A 24,693-nucleotide genomic window follows, 5' to 3' on the forward strand; every position below is an offset into this window, starting at 1 on the left:
AAAGACAAAGGGCCGCTCACGCGGCCCTTTGTTCATTCCCCTGCGTCAGAGCCAGTAGACCAGCACATACAGGCCCAGCCAGACCACGTCCACGAAGTGCCAGTACCAGGCGGCGCCTTCGAAGCCGAAGTGCCGATCGGCCGAGAAGTGACCCCGGTGCAGGCGCAAGGTGATGAACAACAGCATCAGCATGCCGACCAGCACGTGGAACCCGTGGAAGCCGGTGAGCATGAAGAAGGTCGAGCCGTAGGCGCCGGACGTGAGCTTGAGGTTCAGGTCACGATAGGCATGGACGTACTCGTAGCCCTGCACGCACAAGAAGACGATACCCAGGACGACGGTGGCCCACATGAAGGCGATGGTCTTGCCACGGTGGTTCTCGCGCAGCGCGTGGTGGGCGATGGTCAGGGTCACACCGGAGCTCAGCAGCAACGCGGTGTTGATCGTCGGCAGCCAGAACGGCGTCATGGTCTGGAAGGGCTCCACGATGCCGGCGGGCGATGCCGTCACGCCTGGCGCGGCGGTGGGCCAGACGCCCTTGAAATCGGGCCAGAGCAGGGCGTTCTCGATGCCGGCGAGCGCGGGGACGGAATGCGCGCGCATCCACCAGAGGGCCGTGAAGAACGCGCCGAAGAACATTACCTCCGAGAAGATGAACCAGCTCATGCTCCAGCGGTAGGACAGGTCGATCTTGCGGCCGTACAAGCCCGACTCGCTTTCGCGTACCGAATCACGGAACCACTGGAACAGAACCACGGCGATCCAGGCCAGGCCGAAGAACAGCGACCAACGCCCCCACTCGGCGCCGTTGATCCACATGCCGGCGCCCAGGATGACGAAGAACAGGCCCAGGGCCATCATCGCCGGGTGGCGCGACGGCTGGGGCACGTAGTAGTACGGCGTGGTGCCGTGGACGCTGGTACTCATCTCAACTCCTGCTTGCAATTCAATTCTTGTGTCGTTCGGCGAAAGGTCAGTTCACGATCCAGTGGACCAGGCCCACCAGGGCCGCCACGAACAGCACCACGGCCACCAGTGCCACCGCGATGATGTGCAACGGATTGAGCCGGCGCAGGTCCTGCTGGTAGGCGCTGTTCTTGCGAATGCCCAGGAATGCCCAGGCCACGGCCTTGGCGGTGTGCAGGATCGATCCGCGAGGCGGCTGTGAATCCATGGCGACGCGATCCGCGGTCACGAGCGTGGGGAGGTATCGGCCGTCGACGCCGTGGGGGCCGGCGGCACGCGCGCACCGACCTCGAAGAAGGTGTACGACAGCGTGATCGTGGTCACATCCTTGGGCAGCCGGGGGTCGATGATGAAGGCCACCGGCCATTCCTTTTTCTCACCCGGCTCCAGCGTGTACTGGTTGAAGCAGAAGCACTCGAGCTTGTTGAAGTGGGCCGCCGATTGACGTGGGGCATAGCTCGGGATGGCCTGTGCCGCCATGCGGCGATCCTGCATGTTCTGGAACTCGTACATCACCGTGGTGAGCTGACCAGGGTGCACCTGCACCGACCGCTGTGCGGGGCGGAACTGCCACGGACCGCGCGCATTGGCGTCGAACTCGACGGTGATGGTGCGACTGGTGTCGACCTGCGTGTTGGCCGGCAGCTTGGCCGCCCCGCCCGGGACCTGCCGCTCACTGACCGCCAGGATGTTGATGCCCAGAGCCTCGCACACGTGTTTGTAGATGGGCACCAACGCGTAGCCGAAGGCGAACATGCCGGCCGTGACGACGACCAGCTTGCCCACCATGCGAAGGTTTTGTCGCGCGATGCTCATGCTCGACCCTAGCGCCCCATCAGGAAGTACTTGGCCATGATGCCGATGAAGAAGGCTGCCGCGATCGAGGCCAGCACCAGCCCCAGGCGGAGATTGCCCTTCCTGCGGTGTTCGTCCTTGCCTGCCATGTTGCCGCCCTGCCGCCGAGGCTTCAGTGGACCGGGTTCGGGTTCGGGTTATCCGGCTGCACGCGCGCATCGAGCACGCGGGTCGCCGTGGCGTCCAGCCGCGGGGGCACCTCGAAGGTATGGAACGGCGCCGGCGACGGCACTTCCCACTCCAGGCCTTCGGCGCCGCGGCCGTCGGCGTCGTTCCACGGGCGTTGCGGCGCCGGGGCACCGCGGCCGCGCATCGTGGGCAGCACCACCCAGAAGAAGAAGTACACCTGCGCCAGGCCGAAGGCGAACGCACCCACCGAAGCCACCAGGTTGAAGTCGGCGAACTGCATCGGGTAGTCGGCGTACCGGCGCGGCATGCCGGCCAGCCCCAGGAAGTGCATCGGGAAGAAGGTGATGTTGAAGGAGATCAGCGACCACCAGAAGTGGATCTTGCCGCGGGTCTCGTCGTACATCACGCCGGTCCATTTGGGAACCCAGTAGTAGAAGCCGGCGAACAGCGCGTAGAGCGAGCCGGCCACCAGCACATAGTGGAAGTGGGCCACCACGTAGTAGGTGTCCTGCAGCAGCAGGTCGATCGGCGCCATGGCGAGGATCAGGCCGGTGAAGCCGCCGATGGTGAACACGAAGATGAAGCCGACGGCGAACAGCATGGGCGTCTCGAAGGTCATCGAGCCCTGCCACATCGTGGCGATCCAGTTGAAGATCTTCACGGCCGTCGGCACCGCGATCAGCATGGTCGCGTACATGAAGAACAGCTGACCGGTCACCGGCATGCCGGTCGTGAACATGTGGTGCGCCCACACGATGAACGACAGGATGGCGATGGAAGCCGTGGCGTACACCATGGACGCGTAGCCGAACAGGCGCTTGCGGGCGAAGGCCGGCACCACCTGGCTGACGATGCCGAAGGCCGGCAAGATCATGATGTAGACCTCGGGGTGGCCGAAGAACCAGAAGATGTGCTGGTACATCACCGGGTCACCACCGCCGGCCGGGTTGAAGAAGGTCGTGCCGAAATGACGGTCGGTGAGCGTCATCGTGATGGCGCCGGCGAGCACGGGCATCACGGCGATCAGCAGGTAGGCGGTGATGAGCCAGGTCCAGCAGAACATCGGCATCTTCATCAGCGTCATGCCGGGGGCGCGCATGTTGAGGATGGTGACGATGATGTTGATCGAGCCCATGATGGAGCTGGCACCCAGGATGTGCATGGCGAAGATCGCCAGGTCCATGGAAGGCCCCATCTGCAGGGTGAGCGGCGCGTACAGGGTCCAGCCGGCCGAAGGCGCGCCGGTGGGCGTGAAGAACGAGCCGGCCAGGATCGCGCCAGCGGGCACCATCAGCCAGAAGCTGAAGTTGTTCATGCGCGCGAAGGCCATGTCGGACGCCCCGATCTGCAGCGGGATCATCCAGTTCGCGAAGCCCACGAAGGCCGGCATGATGGCGCCGAACACCATGATCAGGCCGTGCATGGTGGTGAGCTGGTTGAACAGCTCGGGGTTCACCAACTGCAGCCCGGGCTGGAACAACTCGGCGCGGATGCCCAGGGCCAGCACGCCACCGAACATCAGCATGAAGAACGCGAACAACAGGTACATCGTGCCGATGTCCTTGTGGTTGGTCGCATAGACCCAGCGCCGCCACCCGGCCGGGTGGTGGTCGTGGTGATGGTCGTGGGCGTGCTCGCCGCCGTGGGGGTGGTTGTCGAGGACTGCGCTCATCTTGATTACCTCTGCGATTACTTGGCGCGGATCGCCTGCACCTCGGCGGGCTGCACCACCTGCCCGGTCTTGTTGCCCCAGGCGTTCTTGGTGTAGCTGATCACGGCCGCGATGTCGGTGTCGGACAGCTGCTTCCAGGCGGGCATGGCTCCCTTGCCATTCAGGACAATCTCGATCGCGGGCGTCTTGTCGGCGGCGGTCACGATGGGCGAACCGTCGAGCGCCTTGATCGGGCCCGCGCCCTTGCCGTTGGCCTGGTGGCAGGCGGCGCAATTGGCGGCGTACACCTTCTCGCCGCGGGCCGTGATGTCGGCCAGCTCCCAGACCTTGTTCGGGTCGTCCATGCGGGCGGCCATCTTCTTCTGCTCGGCCTCGACCCACGCGGCGTAGTCGCCATTCGAGACCACCTTCACGTGGATGGGCATGTAGGCGTGCTCCTTGCCACAGAGTTCGTAGCACTGGCCGTAGAAATCACCCACCCGCTCAGCGCGAAACCAGGTGTCGCGCACGAAGCCGGGGATGGCGTCCTGCTTGACGCCGAAAGCCGGCACGCCCCAGGCGTGGATGACGTCGTTGGCGGTGGTGATGATGCGAACCTTCTTGCCCACGGGCACGACCAGCGGGTTGTCCACCTTGAGCAGGTAGTCGTTGGGCATCTGGCCCTTCGCACCCTCGTCGGACATCTGGCGGTGGGTCGCATCGAGCGACGACAGGAACGAGATGCCGGCGCCTTCGCCGTTGAGGTAGTCGTAACCCCAGCGCCACTGGTAGCCGGTGGCCTTGATGGTGAGGTCGGCGTTGCTCGTGTCCTTGGCCGCGACCAGCACCTTGGTGGCTGGCAGGGCCATGATGATGACGATGAGGAAGGGGATGGCGGTCCAGATCACTTCGACCGTGACCGACTCGTGGAAGTTGGCCGGCTTGGCACCCTTCGAGCGGCGATGCTTCCAGATGGAATAGAACATCACCGAAAAGACCAGCAGGAAGATCACGATGCAGGTGATCAGCATGAACCAGTGCAGCCAGGCTTGCTCGGCGGCAATCCGGGTGACGGCTTCGTGAAGGTTCAGCTGGCGAACGCCGGGACCACCCGGCAGGTCTTGCACCTGCGCCAGCGCACTGCCACCAGCGGCCCCGGCAGCCAGCAAGGCGGCCAGCTTCTGGTAAATGCTCTTCATCGTTTTCACTTCGTATCCACCTTCAAGACAAACCGCCAGCATCGCGACCCGCTGCCTCACGCAGATTCGCGCAAGGCTCTTCTGATCTCCTGGGCGAGCTGCGCGCGCAATTCGGGGCGCACGTAGCGGCCGATGCACACCGAGCGGCCGTTCGCCGACAACTCGATGAGCGACCGCTCGTCCAGGCGTGGCCCCACGCGGACCCACTCCCGGTTGAATTCCGCTCGCTCGCGGCGGCCCGCACTCTCCAGCTCGACCACCAGCAGGGGCCCGGTCAGGCTGATGCGTTCGCCATCTCCGGCATGCCGGGCATACGCCAGGAAGGCCAGGCCCACCACCAGCAGCTCCAGCCCGGCGATGGGCACGACGAAGGTGGCACCCTGGAACCAGAACCCGATGGCGATGCCCATGGAGACGACGCACAACGATGCGTAAACCCAGCCCAATTGCGCGGGCGATATCGAGCAGTTCCGCTTCAGCGCCCACTCGATGGACTGGCCCTGAATCGTGGCGAATCGATATCCCCGCATGGAAGATGCTGGCCGCTCACAAGATCAACGCGCGATTGTAGCGTGCGCCCGAGAGGCTCCTGAGCCTGCGCGGGGCCTAGCCGCCCCCCTTGCGCAGCAGGCTGCGCATGTCCTCGAGAGAGAGCGACGACTCGGCACCCAGGCGCATCCTCGGCTGGGGCTTGAGTGCGTGGCCGTAGATGATCTCGAAGGTGAGCGCGAGCCGTCCGTCGGGGCCGGCGAGTTCGTGCGTGAGGGCGTCCCGAAGCTCCTGGCGCCAGCGCTTGCCCCGCAAACCAGGGAAACGCCCTGGATGCAGGTTCGCGCCCAGCTCACGCAGCTCGGCCAGGAGCGCGTCCGCGTCAGACCAGGTGAGCGTGAGCCGCTCCATGTCCATCACCGGCTCGGCGAAACCCGCGTGCACCAACATGTCGCCCCAGTCGTGCATGTCGGTGAACTCGGGCGCGGGCGGGGGCCAGCCGTGGCGGGCATACACCTGGCGCAGTTCGTTCAGGCTGTCCGGGCCGAGGCAGGAGAACATCAGGAAGCCGTCGACTGCCAGCGCTCGGTGCCATTGCCAGATCAGGGCCTGGGGATCGGCACTCGGGTGCAGGGCCATGTTGGCCCAGAGCATTTGCGCCTGTCCATCGGCCAGGCCGTCGACGACGCGCACCCGACCCCCACCCCAGGTTTTCCACCATGGCTTCGCGAACTCCCGGGCGGCAACCTCCCGCCGGATCGGATCGGGCTCGGCCACCAAGGATTCGGCCTGCGGATACTGCGCGGCCACCAGGCGTTGCGCCTGCAGCCCACCGCGCACCGGCTCCCAGTCGGCCCACACGCGCGGCTGCAGGCGGATCCACTGCAGGCGCTCCTGCATGCGTCGACCCACCTCCTCGTGCAACCACGGTGAACGTGGCGGTGCGCGCAGCTGCCACCGTGCGGCAGCGGGAGGGTCGATGGTGGGGGGTCTGGTGTCGGGCATGAGACTGCGCGGCCAGGCCAAGGCCTGCCGCGGGAGCGAGCCAGTATATTGAGCCGCATGTGGCGTCCCTGGTTCGACCGACTCGCACTCGCCGCGCCGTCCCGGTGCGAGGTCTGCCGCGCATGGCCCGCGCGCCCGGTCTGCCAGGCCTGTCGATATCGCTTCGCCCAAACCGTTTCGCGCTGCGGACGGTGCGCCTTGATCCTCCCCGGTGGCCTGCAGGTCTGCGGCTCCTGTTTGCGCGAACCACCAGAGCTGGACGCCTGCCATGCGGCCGTCGACTATGCCTTTCCCTGGACCGGCCTGATCGCCCGCTTCAAGTTCCAGGACGAGCCCGGCTGGGCCAGACCGTTGGCCGACCTCATGCGGGCCGTGCCGGCCATCGCCCATGCCGTGTCCACAGCCGACCGGGTGGTGCCGATGCCGCTGTCGCGCCGGCGCCTGTCCGAACGCGGCTTCAACCAGGCGCTGGAGCTGGCTCGGAGGCTCGGCGCCGGGTGCGTCGATGCGCGGCTGCTGCTGCGGGTGCGCGACACCCTGCCGCAAGCCTCGCTCGATCTGTCGCGACGCCGGGCCAACGTGGCCCAGGCATTCGCCGTGGACCCGCTGCGCGCGGCTTGCCTGGCCGGCTCGCACGTGCTGCTGGTGGACGACGTCATGACCAGCGGCGCCTCACTTGCCGCAGCGGCCCGGGCGCTGCGGCAGGCGGGCGCCGCCCGCGTCACGGGCGTGGTGCTCGCCCGAACCGCCTGACGCAGCCATCGCGATACTCGCCGCATGTTCCACATCGTCCTGGTCGAGCCCGAGATTCCGCCCAACACCGGCAATGTGATTCGGCTCGCCGCGAACACGGGCTGCACGCTGCACCTGGTCGAGCCTTTGGGGTTCTCGATGGAAGACCGCCTGATGCGCCGCGCGGGCCTGGACTATCACGAGTGGGCCGACGTTCGCCGGCATGGCGGCTGGCCGGCGTTCCTGGCGGCGATGAACCCGGACCCGCAGCGCCTGTTCGCGCTCACCACGCGCGGGACGCGCCTTGTGCACGAGGTGGCCTTCCGCCCCGGCGACTGGCTGGTGTTCGGCTCTGAATCTCGCGGGCTCTCGCCGCAGCTGCGCGAATCGTTTCCGGCGCAGCAATGGTTGAAGCTGCCCATGCGCCCGGGGCAGCGCAGCCTCAATCTGTCGAACGCGGTCGCGGTGACCGTGTTCGAGGCCTGGCGGCAGAACGGGTTTGCCACCACCGCCGAAGCCGACTACGGTGGCGGCACGCGCCCGCCCACCACATGATCCATCCACAAGGAGACGCCATGTACCAACGCATCCTCGTTCCCATCGACGGCAGCGATGCATCGCTGCACGCACTCGACACGGCCATTGGCCTGGCGCGGGCCTTCAAGGCACAGCTGCGGCTGATCCATGTGCTGGAAGACGCGGCCTACCTGGCCGGCTACGACCCCGCCGGCGCCGCCGCCGGCGAGCTGTACCAGGCCACACGCGAGAGCGGCGAGCAGATCGTCAAGGACGCCGCCGCCAGGGTGCAGGCCGCCGGCCTGCAGGCCGAGACCTTGTTCGTGGATCGCTTTGGCGACCGCTTGCCGGATGCCATCGCCACCGCCGCCAAGGACTGGGGCGCCGACCTCATCGTGGTGGGCACGCACGGCCGCCGCGGACTCAGCCGGCTGATGCTGGGCAGTGGGGCCGAGCAGATCATCCGGACGGCGCCGGTGCCGGTGCTGGTGGCCAGGCAGCGGTCGCACTGACAGGCTAACTGCGCATCTCCCGCCTCGCAGACGGCCGGCCATCGCCACAGCGATCCTTGTTGCAAGGGCGCCTATCACAAGCGAGCGTGGTCCTCTGCTTGCTGGGGGGCATTCGAACCCGAGAGCTGTTCTAGCTGGGCATCGATCTGCGCCAGTCTTGCCTCGTTGCTCCCGATCATGCTCGTCAACGCAGACCGGAGCGTTTCGTCAGCGAGACGATTCACCGGCAAACCACTGGGACTCAACATCAAAGACAACGCCGAAAGATTGGCTTTCTCGAATCCATTTTCTCCATGGGGCCGCAGAAGATTCTGAAGACGACTCTGCGGAATGGGACTGGTTGCACTGATGGCCCTGTATTCGTCCGTGAGCTTGGCAATGCTGGTTTGCTCGCTCAGCAGCGCTGCCCTCTGCTGGCCCCTCTCCACGTACGCACCCATCATGTACGCCATCTTCTCCAGCCCCGGTGACTTCTGAGCCGCACTCAGGGCCATGGCGCCGGCATCGTCCTTGCCCAACTCGACAGCTGCAATGCAGATCATCCGAGCCTTGACCGAATCAGGCAAATCGGCGCTTTTAAAGAACTTGTCGACGACAAGTTCTACGCCCGCCTGCTTCGCTTTCTCGCGAGCCCCAGGGTAATCCAGCCGCCGCAAGGCTCCTTCTTCGGCGCTCTCTTGGTTTTTCTTGCTCTTGATGTCGCTGGCGGCAACTTCGTGGGCGACAAGTTGCTTGACCGGTTCCTTCAGCGCACCAATCAATTCCTTGTATTGCCTCAAGCCCGTGAACTTCTTGTCTGGAAAAGTGCCTTCATGAAGTACGGCCAAGGAGCTCACTTTACTGCCCGCCGTTAACGGGGCCGAACCCTGGTTCATGGCCGTACTCAGCGCTGTTGCGCGCTGACTGAATTTGTCTTCTCTGGCGAAGTTCTGCAGTTGAAGCCTTACTTCCGCAACCGTGCCGGGGGATGCAAAGGCAATCTTCTCCGCCAATGCGGATGCGTCGAACTTGGGATGGTTCAACAAATGAGTCAGATTCACGCGAACCCGCTTCTGCGGTCCGACGACCAGGGCGTCTGCCAGAAACCCCGCCTCCTCCACGCCGCGGTCGGTCGACTTCCGGGCCTGAGGTTGTTGCGGATCGACCAGCTGCTCGCGGCCGGGAGGCGTTCTTTGCCTGGCAAGGGCCGGGGTTGTCTTGGCTGCTTCCTGAGAACCCTGTCTCGCCAGGGCGCCAAGGGAATTCCTGATCGAACTGAACATGACTCACTCCTCACGACAACGTTGAGCTGAAAGCGACCATCGAGCCGCCAACCAACCGGGTCCTGGCGCTGCCCGAACCACTGACACTCAGCTCAGCCGGTTGATGTGAGTTCAATGTAGCTATAAATAAATATCAGGTAAGTAAACAGTCAGTTTAATGTGGTAGGCGCGATCGCCATCGACACCCGGTCCCCTCAGATTCGACCTGCCAGGAACCCATCCCACACCAGCTTGCATCCCGCCAGGAACATGCCCAGGTTGATCAGCCGATAGAACAGCGTGGCGTCCATGCGATTGGCGATGCGCACGCCCACGTATACGCCCAGCGGGGACAGCGGCAGCAGCGCCAATGAGGTGGTGACATTGCGCAGGTCCAGCAGGCCCAGCCAGGCATACGGCCCCCACTTGGCCACGTTGATCGCGAAGAAGAAGACGGCCATGCTGGCGGTGTACGTCTGCGGCCGCAGCTTCAGCTTGAGCACATAGGCGTTCAGCGGCGGCCCACCCGCGTGCGCAATAAAGCTGGTGAAGCCCGCCAGCGTGGTGAACAGCCCCCCCTGCCAGCGCGGGGGCGGGGGTGCGTCGGCTCTGGGCGGAAACACCAAGCGTTGCGCGAGGAAAGCCAGCGTGAAGGCGCCCACGATTCCGGCCACCAGCCGCGCATCGAGCGAGCGGAACAGCAGCGTTCCGATGGCGGTGCCCAGCAGCCCGAAGGGCAAGAGAAACCGGATCAGGCCCCAATCGAAGTGCCGGCGCCAGGCATGCAGACCGAGGATGTCCAGGACGAGCAGCACCGGCACCAGGATGGCGGCCGCCTGCGGCACGGGCACGGCGAGGGCGATCATGGGAACCGCCAAGGCACCGAAGCCGGAGCCGAAGCCGCTTTTGCTCAGGCCCAGCAGGAAAACGGCCGGGATGGCGACGGCGTAGAAGAAGGGGTCGGTGACGAGAATGGTCAGCGCCTCTGGCTGCGTCACTCAGACCCGCTCGAGCAGCACGGCGATGCCCTGCCCCACCCCGACGCACATGGTGCACAGCGCATACCGACCGCCGCCCCGGTGCAGCTGGTTCACCGCCGTCGTGACCAGCCGCGCGCCCGAGGCGCCCAGGGGATGCCCCAAGGCGATGGCACCGCCGGCCACATTGACCCGCGGATCGTCGTCGGCCACGCCGAGTTGTCGCAGCACCGCCAGGCCTTGCGCCGCGAAGGCTTCGTTCAGCTCGATGACGTCGATCCGGTCGAGACCGATGCCGGTCAGCGCCAGCAACTTCTGCGTGGCCGGCGCCGGGCCGATGCCCATGATCCGCGGCGGCACGCCGGCGGTGGCCATGCCCACCACCCGCGCCCGGGGGGTCAGGCCATGGCGCGCGGCCGCGGCTTCGCTGGCGAGGATCAGGGCGCAGGCGCCGTCGTTCACGCCACTGGAGTTGCCGGCGGTCACCGTGCCCTCGGGCCGCACCACCCCCTTGAGACGGGCCAGCGCCTCCAGGCTGGTCTCGCGCGGGTGCTCGTCGCGGTCGACTACCAGCGGCTCGCCCTTCTTCTGCGCAATCGTGACGGGCACGATCTCGGCATCGAAGTACCCCGAGTTCTGTCCCGCGATGGCCTTGTTCTGCGACGCCAGCGCCATGCGGTCCTGGTCCGCGCGGGAAATGTTGAATTCGACCGCCACGTTCTCCGCGGTCTCGGGCATGGAGTCCACCCCGTACTGCGCCCTCATCAGCGGGTTGACGAAGCGCCAGCCGATGGTCGTGTCGTGCACCGCGTGGCTGCGCGAAAACGCCGACTCGGCCTTGGGCATGACAAAGGGCGCGCGGCTCATGCTCTCGACACCCCCGGCGATCATGAACTGGGCGTCGCCGGACTTGATGGCGCGCGCGGCGGTGCCCACCGCATCCAGGCCGGAGCCGCAGAGCCGGTTGATGGTGGATCCCGGCACCTCGGCGGGAAGCCCGGCCAGCAAGGAAGCCATGCGCGCCACGTTGCGGTTGTCTTCGCCGGCCTGGTTGGCGCAACCGAAGATGACGTCGGCCACGGCCTGCCAGTCCAACCCCGGATGGCGCGCCATCAACGCCTTCAAAGGGATGGCCGCCAGGTCATCGGCGCGCACCCCGGAGAGGGCGCCGCCATAGCGGCCGAAGGGGGTGCGAACGGCATCGCAGATGAACGCGTGGGTCATGGCGGAACTTCTAGCCGAGGCAGCGGCGCGTGGGACGAAACGGCGTAGCTTACCGCCCGGCCGCCGCTTCGATGCCCGCGGGGGGGGGCGGCTGGTCGGTGGCCGCGTGCTACCCTGCCGCGCATGTTCAACCCTTCCCAGGAAGAGGTGCGCCGCTTCTTCTGCGGCGTGCATGCCAAGGCCCGCGCTGCTCAACCCATGGACGCGCTAGAGACGCTGGCCAGCCAGTGGTTGCAGCAGCACCCCGAATACGACCCGCACCTGGCGGACGCCGAAGCCGCCGTGGCCCGCGTCTATGACGGCAGCGACGGACAGGCCAATCCGTTCCTGCACCTGGCCATGCACCTGTCGGTGAGCGAGCAGTGCTCGATCGACCAGCCGCGGGGCATCCGCCAGGCCGTGGAGTTGCTCGCCGCGCGCCGCAACTCGCTGCACGATGCGCATCACGAAACCATGGAATGCCTGGGCCAGATGCTCTGGGAGAGCCAACGCGCCGGCAGGCCGCCCGACGGCCAGGCCTATGTGGAATGCGTGCAGCGCCGGGCGACGGCGGATCGCGGCTGACCGCGATTCGCGGCGATGTGAAAAAGCCCCGCGCAGCGGGGCTTTTTGCTGGATGGCAACAAGGCTCAGCGGAAGCGGCCCTGCGGCTGCGTCTGCATCTCGCCCTGCAGCGAGCCGATGTAGTCGGCCATGGCCTTGAGTTCGGCATTGCTGAACTGGCGCGCGATGCCACCCATGATGGCGTTGTTGCGGCCGATGACCTGGCTGTTACCCGGGGCGGCCTTGTACGACTTGAGCGCGACGAAGAGGTAATCGGCGTGCTGCCCGGCGAGCTTGGGATAGCTGGCGTCGATGGGGTTGGAATAGTTGGAGCCGTGGCAGGAGACGCAGGCGCCTTTCTGCAGCAGGGCCGCCACTTGGGCGGTCGGCTGGCGGCTGGGTTCCTTGGCCTCGACCTTGCCCTTGGCCTGCTCTTCGTACCAGGCGGAGACCGCGGCGATGTCCTGCTCGCTCATGTCGGCCGCGACGCTGCGCATGGTCGGGTGCTTGCGGTCGCCGTTCTTGTAGGCGGTCAGCGCGGCGGCAATGTACTTGGCGTTCTGGCCCGAGATATACGGCACGCGGTGCACCTGGGGAAAGCTCGATTGATAGCCCGGAATGCCGTGGCAGCCGATGCACATGGCCACCTGCGCCTCGATGGACACGGGCGCTTGCTGCGTGGGAGCGGCGGGCGCGGTGGCGCCCTGGGTCGGCTTGGCTTGTGCCGCAGGTGCCGGGGCAGCAGTCTGCGCAAGCGCCAGGCTGGATGTCGTGAGGGCCAGCGCGGCCAGGAGCTGGGCGAGCCGAGGACCCGAGGTGGACAACTTGATCATTTTTGCGAGCACAATCGTCAAAGCAACCGGCGATTATATGGCTCGGCTTTCGGACCACTCCCCTTGCGCGCACCCATGAAATTCAAAGGATCGGACAGTTACGTCGCCACCGAAGACCTGATGCTCGCCGTGAACGCGGCCATTGCGCTGCAGCGCCCGCTGCTGGTGAAAGGTGAGCCGGGCACCGGCAAGACCATGCTCGCCGAGCAGGTGGCACAGGCGCTCGAGATGCCGCTGCTGCAGTGGCACATCAAGTCGACGACCAAGGCGCAGCAAGGCCTTTATGAATACGACGCGGTGAGCCGACTGCGTGATTCGCAACTGGGTGACGAGCGCGTGCGGGACATCCACAACTACATCGTCAAGGGCGTGCTATGGCAGGCCTTCACCGCCGATCGGCCGGTGGCGCTGCTGATCGACGAGATCGACAAGGCCGACATCGAGTTTCCCAACGACCTGCTGCGCGAACTCGATCGCATGGAGTTCTTCGTCTACGAAACGCGCGAGCTGGTGCAGGCTCGGCACCGGCCGCTGGTGTTCATCACCTCCAACAACGAGAAGGAGCTGCCCGACGCCTTCCTGCGCCGCTGCTTCTTCCACTACATCAAGTTTCCCGAGCCCGACACCATGCGCCAGATCGTGGAGGTGCACTTCCCGAGCCTGCGGCGGGACCTGCTGTCCGCGGCCATGAAGACCTTCTACGACGTGCGCAACCTGCCCGGCTTGAAGAAAAAGCCCAGCACCTCCGAACTGCTCGACTGGCTGCGGCTGCTGGTGGCCGAGGACATCCCGGCCAGCACGCTGCAAACCCGTGACGAGCAGGTGGCCGTACCCCCATTGGTGGGAGCACTGCTGAAGAACGAGCAGGACCTCACCCTGTTCGAGAAACTGGTGTTCATGCAGAAGCACCACCGCTGAACGTCCGGGCCCTCGCATGCGCATCCCCGAGCCTTGCACGCTGCAAACCCGGCTGGTGCGGCTGGAGCCGCTGACGCAGGCCCATGCGCCAGCGCTGGAAGCCGCGGCGCGTGACGGCGAGCTGTGGAAGCTGCGAATCACTTCGGTGCCCGCGCCCGGTGAGACCGAGGCCTATGTCGCCGCCGCTTTGGCGGGGCAACGCGAGGGTCACATGCTTCCCTTCGCCGTGGTCGACCTGCGCAGCCAGGCCGTGTGCGGAACGACGCGATTCCACGACATCGTGCCGGCCATCGAGCGCCTGGAGATCGGCTACACCTGGTACGCCCGCAGCGTGCAACGCAGCCACGTCAACACCTCGTGCAAGCTGCTGCTGATGCAGCATGCCTTCGAGACGCTGGGCGCCAAGCTGGTGGGATGGCGCACCGACCACTTCAACCACGCCAGCCAACGCGCCATCGAGCGCCTGGGCGCCCGCCGGGATGGCGTGTTGCGCCACCATGCGCCGCGGCGCGACGGCACGGTGCGCGACACGGTGATGTACAGCATGACCGCTGGCGAGTGGCCCGAATCGAAGGCGCAACTGCTCGACCTGCTGGCCCGCCACGGGGCGGACCGCGACACGGAACGGCCATGCTGATCGGGTTCTTCTACACGCTGCGCGCGGCCAAGCTGCCGGTCTCGGTGAACGAGTACCTCACCTTGTTGCAAGCGCTCGCCGCCGGGGTGGTGGGCCCGCGCAGCGAAGACGGCTGGTCGCTCGACGCGTTCTACTACCTGGCCCGCACCGCGATGGTGAAGGACGAGAAGCACTACGACAAGTTCGACCGCGCCTTCGCCGCATATTTCAAGGGCGTGGAGATGGTGGCCGACTTCACGCGGGAGCTGCCGCTGGAGTGGCTGCGCAAGCACCTCGAACTCGAACTCGGCCCCGAGGAGAAGGCCCGCATCGAGAAGATGGGCTGGGACGAGCTGATGCAGACGCTCAAGAAGCGGCTCGAGGAACAGAAAGAGCGCCACGAAGGCGGCAGTCGCATGATCGGCACCGGCGGCACCTCGCCCTTCGGCGCCTATGGCTACAACCCGCAGGGCATTCGCATCGGCCAGGACCGGGGACGCAACAGGAGCGCGGTGAAGGTGTGGGACCAGCGCGCCTACAAGGACTACGACGACTCGCAGGAACTGGGCACGCGCAACATCAAGGTCGCCCTGCGCCGGCTGCGGCGCTTCGCGCGTGAAGGCGCCGCCGAGGAACTGGACCTGGACGGCACCATCCGCTCCACCGCCGCCAATGCGGGCTGGCTCGATTTGCGGATGGTCCCCGAGCGGCACAACAACGTGAAGGTGCTGCTGCTGATGGATGTGGGCGGCACGATGGACGAGCACGTGCATCGCGTCGAGGAGCTGTTCTCGGCCGCGCGTTCCGAGTTCAAGCACCTGGAGTTTTATTACTTCCACAACTGCGTGTACGAGTTCCTCTGGAAGAACAACCGGCGCCGCTTCGCGGAGAAGTTCCCCACGCAGGACGTGATCCGCAAGTTCAACAAGGACTACAAGCTGGTGTTCGTGGGCGACGCCACCATGAGCCCCTACGAGATCCTGCAGCCCGGCGGCAGCGTCGAGCACCACAACCCGGAGCCCGGCGCCGAGTGGCTGCAACGCCTCACGCACGCCTTCCCCAAGTCGGCGTGGATCAACCCCGAACCGCACGGCGTCTGGGGCTATCGGCAAAGCATCAGCATCATCCAGCAGCTCATGGGGCAGCGCATGTACCCGCTGACCGTCAAGGGGCTGGAAGAGGCCATGCGGCTGCTGTCCAAGTAGCTGCCCCGCGCACCGGCGCCACTACAATGGGCGCCCTTCGCCGCCGTAGTTCAATGGATAGAACGAGCGCCTCCTAAGCGCTAGATACAGGTTCGATTCCTGTCGGTGGTACCAAGCTCACACTCCAAGCAAACGGCCGCCCGGTTTCAATCGGGCGGCCGTCTTGCACGTGGCGCTTGTCAGGCCCGCTTGAGCGCGGACGTATCGAAGGGCAGCGTGCGCAAGCGCTGCCCGGTGGCACGCGCGATGGCGTTGGCCACCGCCGGCGCCACCAGCGGCACGCCGCACTCGCCCACCCCTCCGGGCCCCGCTTCACTCTTCACCAGCCGCACCTGCACCTTGGGCATGTCGGCCGCGCGCATCAGGTGGGGGTAGTCGTGGAAGTTGGACGGCACCACCGCGCCGTCCTTCAGGACCAGCTCGGCCCGCAGCGACTCCAGGCCCCACATGAGGCCGCCCTCGACCTGATGGATCACGTTGTCCGGCAGCACGGCCACGCCGCAATCGACCACGGCCCATAGGTTGGTGACCTTGAAGTCACCCGCCTTGCGGTCGACCGAGACCTCGGCCACCAAGGCCGCGTGCGTGTTCCAGATTTCCGAATAGGCGACACCCAGGGCACGTCCCGCCGGACGCTTGCCGCTCCAGTTGGACAGTTTGGCAGCCTCGCGCAGCACCGCCTGGGCGCGCGGGTGCTTGTGCAGCATCTGCACGCGCATTTCCAACGGATCGGCGCGGCGGCTGGCGGCCACCTCGTCGATCATGCTTTCCAGCGCGAACTTGGTGTAGCCGCCGCCCACGCCACGCCAGAACGCGACATCGACACCACGCTCCTGGCGCAGGTACTCGATGTGGTGCACCGGCAGGTCGTACAGCGCCTCGGCGCCCTCGTGGAAAGGCGCATCTTTCTGGCCCGTGGCCTTGAACGCGGCGGGGTTGGCGCGCGCATAGATGCTCTCGCCGGCCAGCCGGTGCTGCACGCCGACGATGTTGCCGCGGGCATCCAGGCCGACCTCGACCCGCTGGGCGTTGAGCGGGCGCGGCTTGCCGTGGCGCATTTCGTCCTCGCGTGACCACGTCACCTTGACGGCCCGGCCATCCATGGCCCGCGAGAGCAAGGCGGCGTCGAGCGCGGCATCGGGCTCGAGCTTGCGGCCGAAGCCGCCGCCGATCAAGGTGCTGTGCACGGTCACGTCCGTCGGTGCGAGCTTGAGGCCGCCGGCCAGGGCGCCGGTGAGGATGGAGGGCGCCTGCGTGGGTGCCCAGAGTTCGAGCTTGTTGTCCTGGAAGCGAGCGGTGGCCGTGAACGGCTCCAGCGCGGCGTGCGTGATGTGGCCGGCCACGAAATCAGCGCGCAGCACCTTGCTGGCGCCGGCCAGGGCGGCCGGTGCATCGCCATGCTTCTCAACCACCACGCCCTGCCTGGACGCATCCCGTACGACCGCGAGGTAGTCCTTCTTCACCGCGTCGGAGGAGTAGCCCCGCGCAGGGGACTCGCTGGACCAGCTCACCTTGAGCGCGTCCTTGGCCTTGCGTGCCGCCCATGTGTTGGTGGCGACCACGCCCACGCCGTGCGGCAGGGTGACGGCCCGCACGAAGCCCTTGACCTTGGCCGCTTCGGTGGTGTCCACGGACAGCGGTTTCTCTTTTTGCACGGGCGCACGCAGCACGGCGGCGTGGAGCATGTCGGGCAGCCGCACGTCGATGCCGTAGACGGCGCGGCCGGTGACCTTGTCGCGCAGATCGACGCGCTCGACGTCCTTGCCGATCAGCTTGCATTGCGACAGCGGCTTGAGCTGCGCGGCGGTGATCTCGGGCATGTTGTCGGGCACGCGCGCGAAGGCGGCCACTTCGCCGTACCCCATGCGCCGACCGCTGGCCGCATGCACGACCACGCCGGGTTCGGTGGACAACTCGGAGGCGCTGACGCCCCACTTCTCGGCGGCATTGAGCAGGAGTACCTGGCGGGCCTGGGCCCCGGCCACGCGCATCGGCGTGTAGTAGCCCCGGGTGGTGCGGCTGGCCCCGGTGATCTGGCCGCCCCCGAACATCGGGTTGCCGAATTCCTTGGGCCGGTGCGGAGCCTGGCGCACCACCACGCGCGACCAGTCGGCATCGAGGTCTTCGGCCAGCAGTCGAGGCATGGCGGTGGAGGTGCCCTGTCCCATTTCGGCGGCCGGCGAAAAGATGGTCACCGTACCGTCCGGGCTGATCGCGACCCAGGCGGTGAGCGGCTTGGCCCCGGCGGCCGGTGCCGCGGACTGGGCGAGCGCCTGTTCGGCAATGCCCAGCGCGGGAGCGCCGAATGCGACGCCGAGGGCCACGCCTCCGGTGCGCAGCAAGAAGGAGCGACGCGAGCGGTTGTCGATGGTGAGCTTCATGCCTGGCTGCCCTCCTTGGCGACGCGCGCGACGGCCGCGCAGATCTGTCCATAGGTGCCGCAGCGGCACAGGTTGCCGTTCATGGCCTGGACGATCTGGGCGTCGCTCGGCTTGGGGTTCTTCTTCAGGAACGAGGCCGCCGTCATGATCTGGCCCGACTGGCAGTAGCCGCACTGCGGCACGCCCTCGGCGACCCAGGCCTTCTGCAAGGGGTGCTCGCCCTGCGGCGACAGCCCTTCGATGGTGGTGACGTTCTTGCCCGCGGCAGCCGATACCGGCAGCACGCACGAGCGGGTGGCCTCTCCGTCCAGGTGCACCGTGCAGGCGCCGCACTGGGCCAGCCCGCAGCCGAACTTGGTGCCGGTCAGGCCCATTTCATCTCGCAGGGCCCACAGCAGGGGCATGTCCGCGTCGACATCGAGGGACACGGGCTTGCCGTTAACTTTTAGATCAATCACTTTTACTGCTTCCTCGGGTTGTGTGGGCGCGTCCAGCCTGGCTGACCGAGGATGTACGACCCCCGGACCGCGCCGCCGCGCAGTCTCGGTTTGGCCCGCGGCCGAGTCAAGCATGGAAATCACCAAGGCGCCGCCGCGCCCATGGAGGAAGCGATCAGGATCGGGGGCGCCCGGCGGTGTCTTGCCAGGCGGCCGCGTCCTCGCCCAAGCGGGGCGGCGGCAGGTCCGACTGCATGCGCCAGCCATCGATGCACATCGGGTTGGCGATCATCGGCGGCTGGCCGTCGTGCCCTTCGACGCGCATGCCGCGCGCGGCAACGTGCGGATGGGCCATCACCTGGGCGACATCGAGGACGGGGGCGCAGGGCACGCCACGCTCGTCGAGTGCGCGCACCCAGTCGGCCGCGTCACGCGCGAGCAACCAGCTCGCGACCTGGGGAACCAGTTCGTTCCGGTTCTCGACACGGCCCTGGTTGCTGGCGAAGCGCGGATCGCGCGCGACTTCCGGATGGCCCGCGGCGTCGCAGAATTTCGCGAACTGGCTGTCGTTGCCGACGGCCACCACCAACTGCCCATTGCGCGTCGGGAACGCCTGGTAGGGAACGATGTTGGGATGGGCATTGCCCATGCGGGTGGGCGTGCGACCGCCGATCAGCTGATTGCTGGCCTGGTTGGCCAGCATGGCCACCTGCACGTCGAACAGCGCGGCGTCGATGTGGCGGCCGCGCCCCGTGGCGTGCCGCTCGTGCAGCGCCGCCAGCATCGCGCTGGCGGCGTACACGCCGGTCATGAGGTCGGTCACCGCCACGCCCACTTTCTGCGGCTCGCCACCGGGCTCTCCGGTGATGCTCATGAGGCCGGCCTCGGCCTGGATGGCGAAGTCGTAGCCGGCCTTGGCCGCCATCGGTCCGGTCTGGCCGTAGCCGGTGATGGAGCAGTAGATCAGTCGCGGGTTGAGGGCCGACAGCGCCGCATAGCCCAGGCCCATGCGCTCGAGCTGCCCCACCTTGTAGTTCTCGATCAGGATGTCGGCGTCTCGCGCCAGCTCGCGCACGCAGGCCAGCCCTTCCGCGCTGGCGAGGTCCAGCGCCACCGAGCGCTTGCCCCGGTTGGCGCAGACGTAATAGGCGGCCACCCGGTCCTCGCCTTGCCCCCACCAGGGGGGCCCCCAGGCGCGGGTGTCGTCGCCGCTGCCGGGGCGCTCGACCTTGATCACTTCGGCGCCGTAGTCGGCCAGCATCTGCGCGGCCCAGGGGCCGGCCAGCACCCGCGACAGGTCGAGCACGCGCACCCCGGCCAGCGGACGCGGCATGGCGGCGGACTGCATCAGGAGAACGCGGCGATACCGGTGATCGCGCGGCCCAGGATCAGCGCATGCACGTCGTGCGTGCCCTCGTAGGTGTTGACCACTTCGAGGTTGACCAGGTGTCGCGCGACGCCGAATTCGTCGCTGATGCCGTTGCCGCCCATCATGTCGCGCGCCACCCGGGCGATGTCCAGCGCCTTGCCGCAGGAGTTGCGCTTGAGGATGGAGGTGAGTTCGACCGAGGCCGTGCCTTCGTCCTTCATGCGGCCCAGGCGCAGGCAGCCCTGCAGCCCCAGCGAGATCTCGGTGACCATGTCGGCCAGCTTCTTCTGGACCAGCTGGTTGGCCGCCAGCGGGCGACCGAATTGACGGCGGTCCATCACGTACTGGCGGGCACGGTGGTAGCAGTCCTCGGCTGCGCCCAGGGCGCCCCAGGCGATGCCGTAGCGCGCGGAGTTGAGGCACGTGAAGGGCCCCTTGAGGCCGCGCACCTCGGGGAAGGCGTTCTCCTCGGGGCAGAAGACCTCGTCCATCACCACCTCGCCGGTGATCGAGGTGCGCAACCCGACCTTGCCGTGGATCGCGGGGGCGCTCAGGCCTGTCCAGCCCTTCTCGAGGACGAAGCCGCGGATGGCGCCTTCGTCGTCCTTGGCCCAGACCACGAACACATCGGCGATGGGGCTGTTGGTGATCCACATCTTCGAGCCGCTCAGGCGCCAGCCGCCAGGCACCTTGCGCGCCCGCGTGGCCATGCTGCCAGGATCGGAGCCATGGTTCGGCTCGGTGAGGCCGAAGCAGCCGATCCATTCGCCGCGCGCCAGCTTGGGCAGGTATTTCTGCTTTTGCGCCTCGGTTCCGAAGGCGTTGATCGGGACCATCACCAGGGAAGACTGCACGCTCATCATCGAGCGATAGCCGGAGTCGACCCGTTCGACCTCGCGCGCAACGACGCCATAGCACACGTAGTTGAGCCCGGCGCCGCCGTAGGCCTCCGGGATGGTCGCGCCCAGCAGCCCCAGCTCGCCCATTTCACGAAAGATCGCGGGGTCGGTGCGCTCGTGCCGAAAGGACTCGAGGACGCGCGGAAGCAGGCGCTCCTGCGCGTACTGTCTGGCGGCGTCACGCACCTGGCGCTCGTCGGCGTCCAACTGCTGGTCGAGGAGGAACGGGTCTTCCCAGGAGAATGAAGTCATGCAAGAGCCTCACAAGGTAATCGTCGAATGGGCGCATGCTAGGCGCGGTTGCTGAGAAGTGGCAAGCGAAGATCCCGCATGCAGATATGCTCCAGGCTCATTTCTACCCGGCCAAACGAATGAGACGACACCTGCCATCCACCCAGGCACTGGCCTGCTTCGAAGCGGCCGCGCGGCACCAAAGCTTCACCCGGGCGGCCCAGGAACTGGCCCTCACGCAGGGGGCGGTGTCGCGGCAGGTGGCTTCCCTCGAATCGCTGGTGGGCGTTCCCCTGTTCCGCCGCACGCGGCATGGGATGGAGCTCACCCCCGCCGGCGCGGACTACGCGCGACAGGTCAGCCGCCAGCTCGATGCGCTCGAACGTGGCACGCTGGACCTGCGCAGCCGGCAGGGTCAGCTCGACTCGGTGCTCATCGCCTCGGTGCCCACCTTCGCCACGCGTTGGCTCATCCCGCGGCTGCCGGGGCTGGCGCGGCTGCATCCGCAACTGCAGGTGCACATCGAAGCACGCTCACGGCCGTTCCTGTTCAGCGAGGCGGGCTTCGATGCCGCCTTGTTCGCCGGAACACCCGAGCAGCTTCGGCAATGGGCGGGCACGCGGTCGGTGCTCCTGCTGGCCGAAGACGTGATCCCGGTGTGCAACCCGGCCTTCCTGGCTGCGGGAAGGCCTCTGTCACCGACTCGCCTCGCGCAGGTGCCGCTGCTGCAGCAATCCACCCGTCCCGAAGCCTGGCGGCAGTGGTTCGATGCGCAGGGCGTGCAGGCCGAGGCCGCGCTGGCAGGGCCGCGCTATGAGTTGTTTTCCATGCAGGTGGCCGCCGCGGTGAGCGGCCTGGGCGTCGCGCTGGTGCCGACGCTGCTGGTGCAGCAGGAGTTGCAATCCGGCCTGCTCGCGATTGCCTGCGACCGCCCCCTGCGCGGGCAGCGGGCCTACTACCTGGTGGAACCAGAAGGCCTCGAACGCCCTGCGGTGGCGCGACTGAGGCAGTGGTTGAAGGACGAGGCCGCGGCGGATCAGGCGCCGGCCATGGGCTCGGCCGCGCCCAGCAAGGCCCAGAAGCGCTCCTCCCAGTAGGCATGCCCCTGCGGCGTGTCGGACCATCGGAAGCTTTCGAACAGCGCTTCGGCGAGTTCGGGCTGCACGGGCACCTCCAGGGGTCGGCCTGCCTGCGTTGCCTGATTCATGCTGCCGTTATCCATTGTTCGCGCCACCCCATCGCTTCGATGGGTCGCAAGCATCGGGCTGTCGGACGAGCCGACATGTAGGACAAGAGCGGCAATCGGCTCCAGTTGCCTGGGGACGACAGCACGGCTGGACCACGCGTCTCACGCCGCTGGCACGGCCACGGCCGCGCGGCGTCGATCCCGCACTTGGCGCACCCATCCGCGCAGATTCTCGGTACCGAGCAGCGCATGGCGCCACAACTGCCACGGCGCCGTATCCGGGTAGGCCGTGATCCTGGGAAGGGCCAGCAGCGGATCCCAGCGGGAGGCGCGCCGCTCGACGCTGGTACAGGCCGTGACGAAACCGGCTTCGTGGACCATGTCCTCGTGCTGCGGAAGGAAGTCACCGAACGGATAGGAGAAGTGGCGCACCTCGGCGCCCGTCATGGCTTCGAGTTCCTGCTTGCAGCCGACGATCTCTTGGCGCGCCGTGGTGTCGTCGAGTTCCGGCAGGCGGCGGTGGGTGCGGGTGTGGGCCCCGACGTCATTGCCGGCCGCGATCCAGGCCTTCAGTTCGAGCGCGCCCATCAGTTGCAGCCGTGGCACGCCGGCCGAAGCATCCCACTCGTTGAATGCAGCGCCACTGACGGCAAAGCAGGTGGCCGAGAAACCATGGCGCTGCAGGACGGGCACGGCATGGTGCAGGCAGTCGACATACCCGTCATCCATGGTGACGCCGAACACGCGCCCCTTCTTCTCCCCTCGCAGGTAAGGCTCCAGCTGGGTCAGGGACAGGCCGCGATAGCCCAGCGCGTGCATGGCGGCCATCTGGCGCGCGAAGCGTTCGCGGGGCATCAGGACTTCCTCCAGGCTGCCGGCCAGTGGCGCGAGCGTGCCGACCTGGTGGTACATCAGGATCAGGATCGGGCGCGTCATGCGGACCGCGTCATCGTGCGTGTGGCTCATGGCTCGAAACCTCTTGGAACATTCGATGGTTTCAGTTACGAGCTGCCGCGCTTGTAGGCCGGGGCCGCATCCACTCGTCAGCAGCGGTGCGACCGCCCTCAATGCGCAAGCTTCAGGGTTGCCACCCCGGCCACGATCAGCGCCACCCCGAGATAGCGGCCCAGCGTGCCCGGGTCGCCGTAAAACATCACGCCGACGATGAAAGTGCCAGCGGCACCGATCCCGGTCCATACGGCATAGGACGTCCCGATGGGGATGTCCCGCTGGGCGAGGTACAGAAAGAAGCCGCTCGCCGCCATGAAGGTGATCGCCAACAGGATGCCCGTGACTCGCGTCTCGCCTTGCTGCGCCATCTTGAGACCGACGGGCCAACCGATCTCGAACAAGCCGGCCACAATCAACAACACCCACGCCATGTTCGCTGCTCCTCGATGCTCAAGCGGCAGCCAGTATGGCCTGCCGCCTGCGCGACCAGGGGCGTTCAGAAGGCGCGGGTCAGACGCAGCTGCGTCACGTTGCCATGTCGGGCGTTGCGCGACTCCAGCATGGCCGTGTATTGAAAGGTCAGGGATCCGATGGCCGGCAGCTCGGACGTGATGAACAGGCCGGCGCTGGTGGCCCGGAATCGGCTGGCGCCGAAAGGATTGTTGTCATCGTCCCGCAGTTGCTGCACGTGGACGCCATTGACCCCGACCAGCGCGATCGGCAGCCGATAGGCGACGGCGGCCTCGAAGCCCGCCCAGTGGCCGCTGCGCACGTTGGTATCGCGATTGCGGCTGTTGAACCCGAACACCAGCTTGCCGGCCGTCACCAGCTTCTCGTCCAGCTGCCAGGCCGCTCGCACCGAGGGCTTGAAAGTGAAGAAGTCGCCTTGGCCGGCGTCGACGCCGGCAGCCGCGTCATACCTTCCGGTCGGCACGACGAGCGCGGCGGTTGCAGCCAGCCGCACGGGAGACTCGGGTGCGATCCAGCCACCGTAGACCTCGGCGTCCCCGAAGCCGCTGATCTCTCCCGATTCGGCGGCAGCCTGGGCGGCGAGCCCGGCCTGGTACGACTGGTTGAAGGAAGATCCGACGGCTGCCTGCGTAGCCGCGGGCACCCCCGGCCGCCAGCTCAGGGCCGGAGTCTGCGCCTGCAGTCGCGTGGTTTGCTCGCGCTGCAGGTACGGCAGGTTCGCGCCGACCACGAAGCGCCCCGTGGTCGGACGCGCCTCGGTTGCATACGACAGGCTCAGATTGACTTGTCGCAGCCTCGCTCGGAAGTCGACCGACGCGGTGGTGGCTGGATAAGTGGGATAAAGCGCTGCTGGAGCCGGCGCCGGCAAGGGCACGACGCCGCCCGGGATCGCCAGGTTGAGGCGCTCTCCGTCTGCGCCCGTCACCTTGTGAACGTTCGAATGGGTGTAGGTCATGCTGCCCACCCACCCGCTGCTGGCGGGAATGGCGACCAGCTCGCCGGGCAACGTGCCGGCGAGGTTATGGCGAAGTTGGAAACGTTCGGCTGCTGCCGAGAGGCCCGGGGCCGCGGCGCCCGCGCAAAGGATCGTGAGGGTCAACGCCCGCACACGGATAGACGACATGAAGGTCTCCTCTGCTGAGCGACACCGGCCGATT

Annotated in this window: 28 protein-coding genes and 1 tRNA gene; 9 read left to right on the plus strand and 20 right to left on the minus strand. The window is 67.0% G+C overall.

Annotation, left to right across the window (positions count from 1 at the left end):
• Positions 1–45 precede the first annotated feature (45 nt).
• The 8 genes from JI739_RS17415 to JI739_RS17445 form a co-directional block, all read right to left on the minus strand.
• Complete coding sequence (locus tag JI739_RS17415; RefSeq protein ID WP_201685210.1) at positions 46–927, minus strand: cytochrome c oxidase subunit 3; 882 nt, start codon at positions 925–927, stop codon at positions 46–48.
• A 46-nt stretch (positions 928–973) separates the two neighbouring features.
• The gene (locus JI739_RS17420) at positions 974–1,174 is read right to left on the minus strand and encodes a DUF2970 domain-containing protein (RefSeq protein ID WP_201685211.1); all 201 of its coding nucleotides are present in this window, start codon (positions 1,172–1,174) and stop codon (positions 974–976) included.
• A 17-nt stretch (positions 1,175–1,191) separates the two neighbouring features.
• A complete protein-coding gene (locus tag JI739_RS17425) occupies positions 1,192–1,782 on the minus strand; it encodes a cytochrome c oxidase assembly protein (RefSeq protein ID WP_201685212.1) in 591 nt (196 codons plus the stop codon).
• Between the two features lie 8 nt (positions 1,783–1,790).
• Positions 1,791–1,910, minus strand: a complete 120-nt coding sequence (locus JI739_RS24550; protein WP_236589831.1) for a cytochrome oxidase small assembly protein — start codon at positions 1,908–1,910, stop codon at positions 1,791–1,793.
• A 23-nt stretch (positions 1,911–1,933) separates the two neighbouring features.
• Positions 1,934–3,622 carry a cytochrome c oxidase subunit I gene (gene ctaD / locus JI739_RS17430; protein ID WP_201685213.1) on the minus strand — a complete coding sequence of 563 codons (1,689 nt, stop codon included), beginning with the start codon at positions 3,620–3,622 and terminating at the stop codon, positions 1,934–1,936.
• A 17-nt stretch (positions 3,623–3,639) separates the two neighbouring features.
• A complete protein-coding gene (gene coxB, locus JI739_RS17435) occupies positions 3,640–4,800 on the minus strand; it encodes a cytochrome c oxidase subunit II (protein WP_201685214.1) in 1,161 nt (386 codons plus the stop codon).
• 56 nt (positions 4,801–4,856) lie between these two features.
• Positions 4,857–5,330 (minus strand): DUF2244 domain-containing protein, encoded by a 474-nt coding sequence (locus JI739_RS17440; protein ID WP_201685215.1) that lies wholly within the window; start codon positions 5,328–5,330, stop codon positions 4,857–4,859.
• 76 nt (positions 5,331–5,406) lie between these two features.
• Positions 5,407–6,294, minus strand: a complete 888-nt coding sequence (locus tag JI739_RS17445) for a methyltransferase domain-containing protein (RefSeq protein WP_201685216.1) — start codon at positions 6,292–6,294, stop codon at positions 5,407–5,409.
• 198 nt (positions 6,295–6,492) lie between these two features.
• Here JI739_RS17445 and JI739_RS17450 point away from each other — a divergent pair, with 198 nt between their 5' ends.
• The 3 genes from JI739_RS17450 to JI739_RS17460 are packed head-to-tail and all read left to right on the plus strand — an operon-like array spanning position 6,493 to position 8,054.
• Positions 6,493–7,047: a ComF family protein gene (locus tag JI739_RS17450; protein WP_354003746.1), complete on the plus strand. Its 555-nt coding sequence runs from the start codon at positions 6,493–6,495 to the stop codon at positions 7,045–7,047.
• 24 nt (positions 7,048–7,071) lie between these two features.
• Positions 7,072–7,581, plus strand: a complete 510-nt coding sequence (locus JI739_RS17455) for a tRNA (cytidine(34)-2'-O)-methyltransferase (RefSeq protein WP_201685218.1) — start codon at positions 7,072–7,074, stop codon at positions 7,579–7,581.
• Between the two features lie 20 nt (positions 7,582–7,601).
• Positions 7,602–8,054 carry a universal stress protein gene (locus JI739_RS17460; protein WP_201685219.1) on the plus strand — a complete coding sequence of 151 codons (453 nt, stop codon included), beginning with the start codon at positions 7,602–7,604 and terminating at the stop codon, positions 8,052–8,054.
• 74 nt (positions 8,055–8,128) lie between these two features.
• On the opposite strand, the gene JI739_RS17465 is transcribed toward JI739_RS17460, so the two are convergent.
• The 3 genes from JI739_RS17465 to pcaF all read right to left on the minus strand — a co-directional run bounded on the left by JI739_RS17465 (position 8,129) and on the right by pcaF (position 11,496).
• Positions 8,129–9,316, minus strand: a complete 1,188-nt coding sequence (locus tag JI739_RS17465; protein ID WP_201685220.1) for a hypothetical protein — start codon at positions 9,314–9,316, stop codon at positions 8,129–8,131.
• 194 nt (positions 9,317–9,510) lie between these two features.
• Positions 9,511–10,293, minus strand: a complete 783-nt coding sequence (locus tag JI739_RS17470) for a sulfite exporter TauE/SafE family protein (protein WP_354003747.1) — start codon at positions 10,291–10,293, stop codon at positions 9,511–9,513.
• Entirely contained in the window at positions 10,294–11,496 is a 1,203-nt protein-coding gene (gene pcaF / locus JI739_RS17475) for a 3-oxoadipyl-CoA thiolase (protein WP_201685221.1), read from the minus strand. It lies immediately after the preceding gene.
• 123 nt (positions 11,497–11,619) lie between these two features.
• Here pcaF and JI739_RS17480 point away from each other — a divergent pair, with 123 nt between their 5' ends.
• On the plus strand, positions 11,620–12,060 hold the full coding sequence (locus tag JI739_RS17480; protein ID WP_201685222.1) for a DUF1841 family protein: 441 nt from the start codon (positions 11,620–11,622) through the stop codon (positions 12,058–12,060).
• A 65-nt stretch (positions 12,061–12,125) separates the two neighbouring features.
• Here JI739_RS17480 and JI739_RS17485 read toward each other — a convergent pair whose 3' ends face one another.
• Positions 12,126–12,872 carry a c-type cytochrome gene (locus JI739_RS17485; protein WP_201685223.1) on the minus strand — a complete coding sequence of 249 codons (747 nt, stop codon included), beginning with the start codon at positions 12,870–12,872 and terminating at the stop codon, positions 12,126–12,128.
• A 75-nt stretch (positions 12,873–12,947) separates the two neighbouring features.
• On the opposite strand from JI739_RS17485, the gene JI739_RS17490 reads away from it, so the two are divergent.
• The 4 genes from JI739_RS17490 (at position 12,948) to JI739_RS17505 (ending at position 15,725) form a co-directional block, all read left to right on the plus strand.
• On the plus strand, positions 12,948–13,790 hold the full coding sequence (locus JI739_RS17490) for an AAA family ATPase (RefSeq protein WP_201685224.1): 843 nt from the start codon (positions 12,948–12,950) through the stop codon (positions 13,788–13,790).
• Between the two features lie 16 nt (positions 13,791–13,806).
• Positions 13,807–14,427, plus strand: coding sequence for a GNAT family N-acetyltransferase (locus JI739_RS17495; RefSeq protein WP_201685225.1), 621 nt, complete (start codon positions 13,807–13,809; stop codon positions 14,425–14,427).
• The gene (locus tag JI739_RS17500; RefSeq protein ID WP_201685226.1) at positions 14,421–15,611 is read left to right on the plus strand and encodes a vWA domain-containing protein; all 1,191 of its coding nucleotides are present in this window, start codon (positions 14,421–14,423) and stop codon (positions 15,609–15,611) included. The genes JI739_RS17495 and JI739_RS17500 overlap by 7 nt, the downstream gene beginning before the upstream one ends.
• Before the next feature lie 39 nt (positions 15,612–15,650).
• Positions 15,651–15,725 (plus strand) — tRNA-Arg (locus tag JI739_RS17505).
• 65 nt (positions 15,726–15,790) lie between these two features.
• Here the strand turns inward: JI739_RS17505 and JI739_RS17510 are convergent.
• The 4 genes from JI739_RS17510 to JI739_RS17525 all read right to left on the minus strand — a co-directional run bounded on the left by JI739_RS17510 (position 15,791) and on the right by JI739_RS17525 (position 20,949).
• Entirely contained in the window at positions 15,791–17,992 is a 2,202-nt protein-coding gene (locus JI739_RS17510; RefSeq protein WP_201685227.1) for a xanthine dehydrogenase family protein molybdopterin-binding subunit, read from the minus strand.
• On the minus strand, positions 17,989–18,450 hold the full coding sequence (locus JI739_RS17515) for a (2Fe-2S)-binding protein (RefSeq protein WP_201685228.1): 462 nt from the start codon (positions 18,448–18,450) through the stop codon (positions 17,989–17,991). Before JI739_RS17515 ends, JI739_RS17510 begins: the two co-directional genes overlap by 4 nt.
• Before the next feature lie 154 nt (positions 18,451–18,604).
• Positions 18,605–19,762, minus strand: coding sequence for a CaiB/BaiF CoA transferase family protein (locus JI739_RS17520; RefSeq protein ID WP_236589832.1), 1,158 nt, complete (start codon positions 19,760–19,762; stop codon positions 18,605–18,607).
• Between the two features lie 14 nt (positions 19,763–19,776).
• Positions 19,777–20,949: an acyl-CoA dehydrogenase gene (locus tag JI739_RS17525; protein WP_201685230.1), complete on the minus strand. Its 1,173-nt coding sequence runs from the start codon at positions 20,947–20,949 to the stop codon at positions 19,777–19,779.
• 119 nt (positions 20,950–21,068) lie between these two features.
• On the opposite strand from JI739_RS17525, the gene JI739_RS17530 reads away from it, so the two are divergent.
• Positions 21,069–22,025 carry a LysR substrate-binding domain-containing protein gene (locus JI739_RS17530; protein ID WP_201685231.1) on the plus strand — a complete coding sequence of 319 codons (957 nt, stop codon included), beginning with the start codon at positions 21,069–21,071 and terminating at the stop codon, positions 22,023–22,025.
• Here JI739_RS17530 and JI739_RS17535 read toward each other — a convergent pair.
• The 4 genes from JI739_RS17535 to JI739_RS17550 all read right to left on the minus strand — a co-directional run bounded on the left by JI739_RS17535 (position 21,965) and on the right by JI739_RS17550 (position 24,659).
• Complete coding sequence (locus tag JI739_RS17535; protein WP_201685232.1) at positions 21,965–22,135, minus strand: hypothetical protein; 171 nt, start codon at positions 22,133–22,135, stop codon at positions 21,965–21,967. The two genes, JI739_RS17530 and JI739_RS17535, sit on opposite strands and share 61 nt — an antisense overlap.
• A 141-nt stretch (positions 22,136–22,276) precedes the next feature.
• Complete coding sequence (locus tag JI739_RS17540; protein WP_201685233.1) at positions 22,277–23,080, minus strand: polysaccharide deacetylase family protein; 804 nt, start codon at positions 23,078–23,080, stop codon at positions 22,277–22,279.
• Positions 23,081–23,178: 98 nt separating this feature from the next.
• Complete coding sequence (locus tag JI739_RS17545; RefSeq protein ID WP_201685234.1) at positions 23,179–23,496, minus strand: DMT family transporter; 318 nt, start codon at positions 23,494–23,496, stop codon at positions 23,179–23,181.
• A gap of 65 nt (positions 23,497–23,561) precedes the next feature.
• The gene (locus JI739_RS17550) at positions 23,562–24,659 is read right to left on the minus strand and encodes a transporter (RefSeq protein ID WP_201685235.1); all 1,098 of its coding nucleotides are present in this window, start codon (positions 24,657–24,659) and stop codon (positions 23,562–23,564) included.
• Positions 24,660–24,693: the final 34 nt, after the last annotated feature.

Origin of the sequence: Ramlibacter aurantiacus (assembly GCF_016722895.1) — a bacterium.
GTDB lineage: Bacteria > Pseudomonadota > Gammaproteobacteria > Burkholderiales > Burkholderiaceae_C > Ramlibacter > Ramlibacter aurantiacus.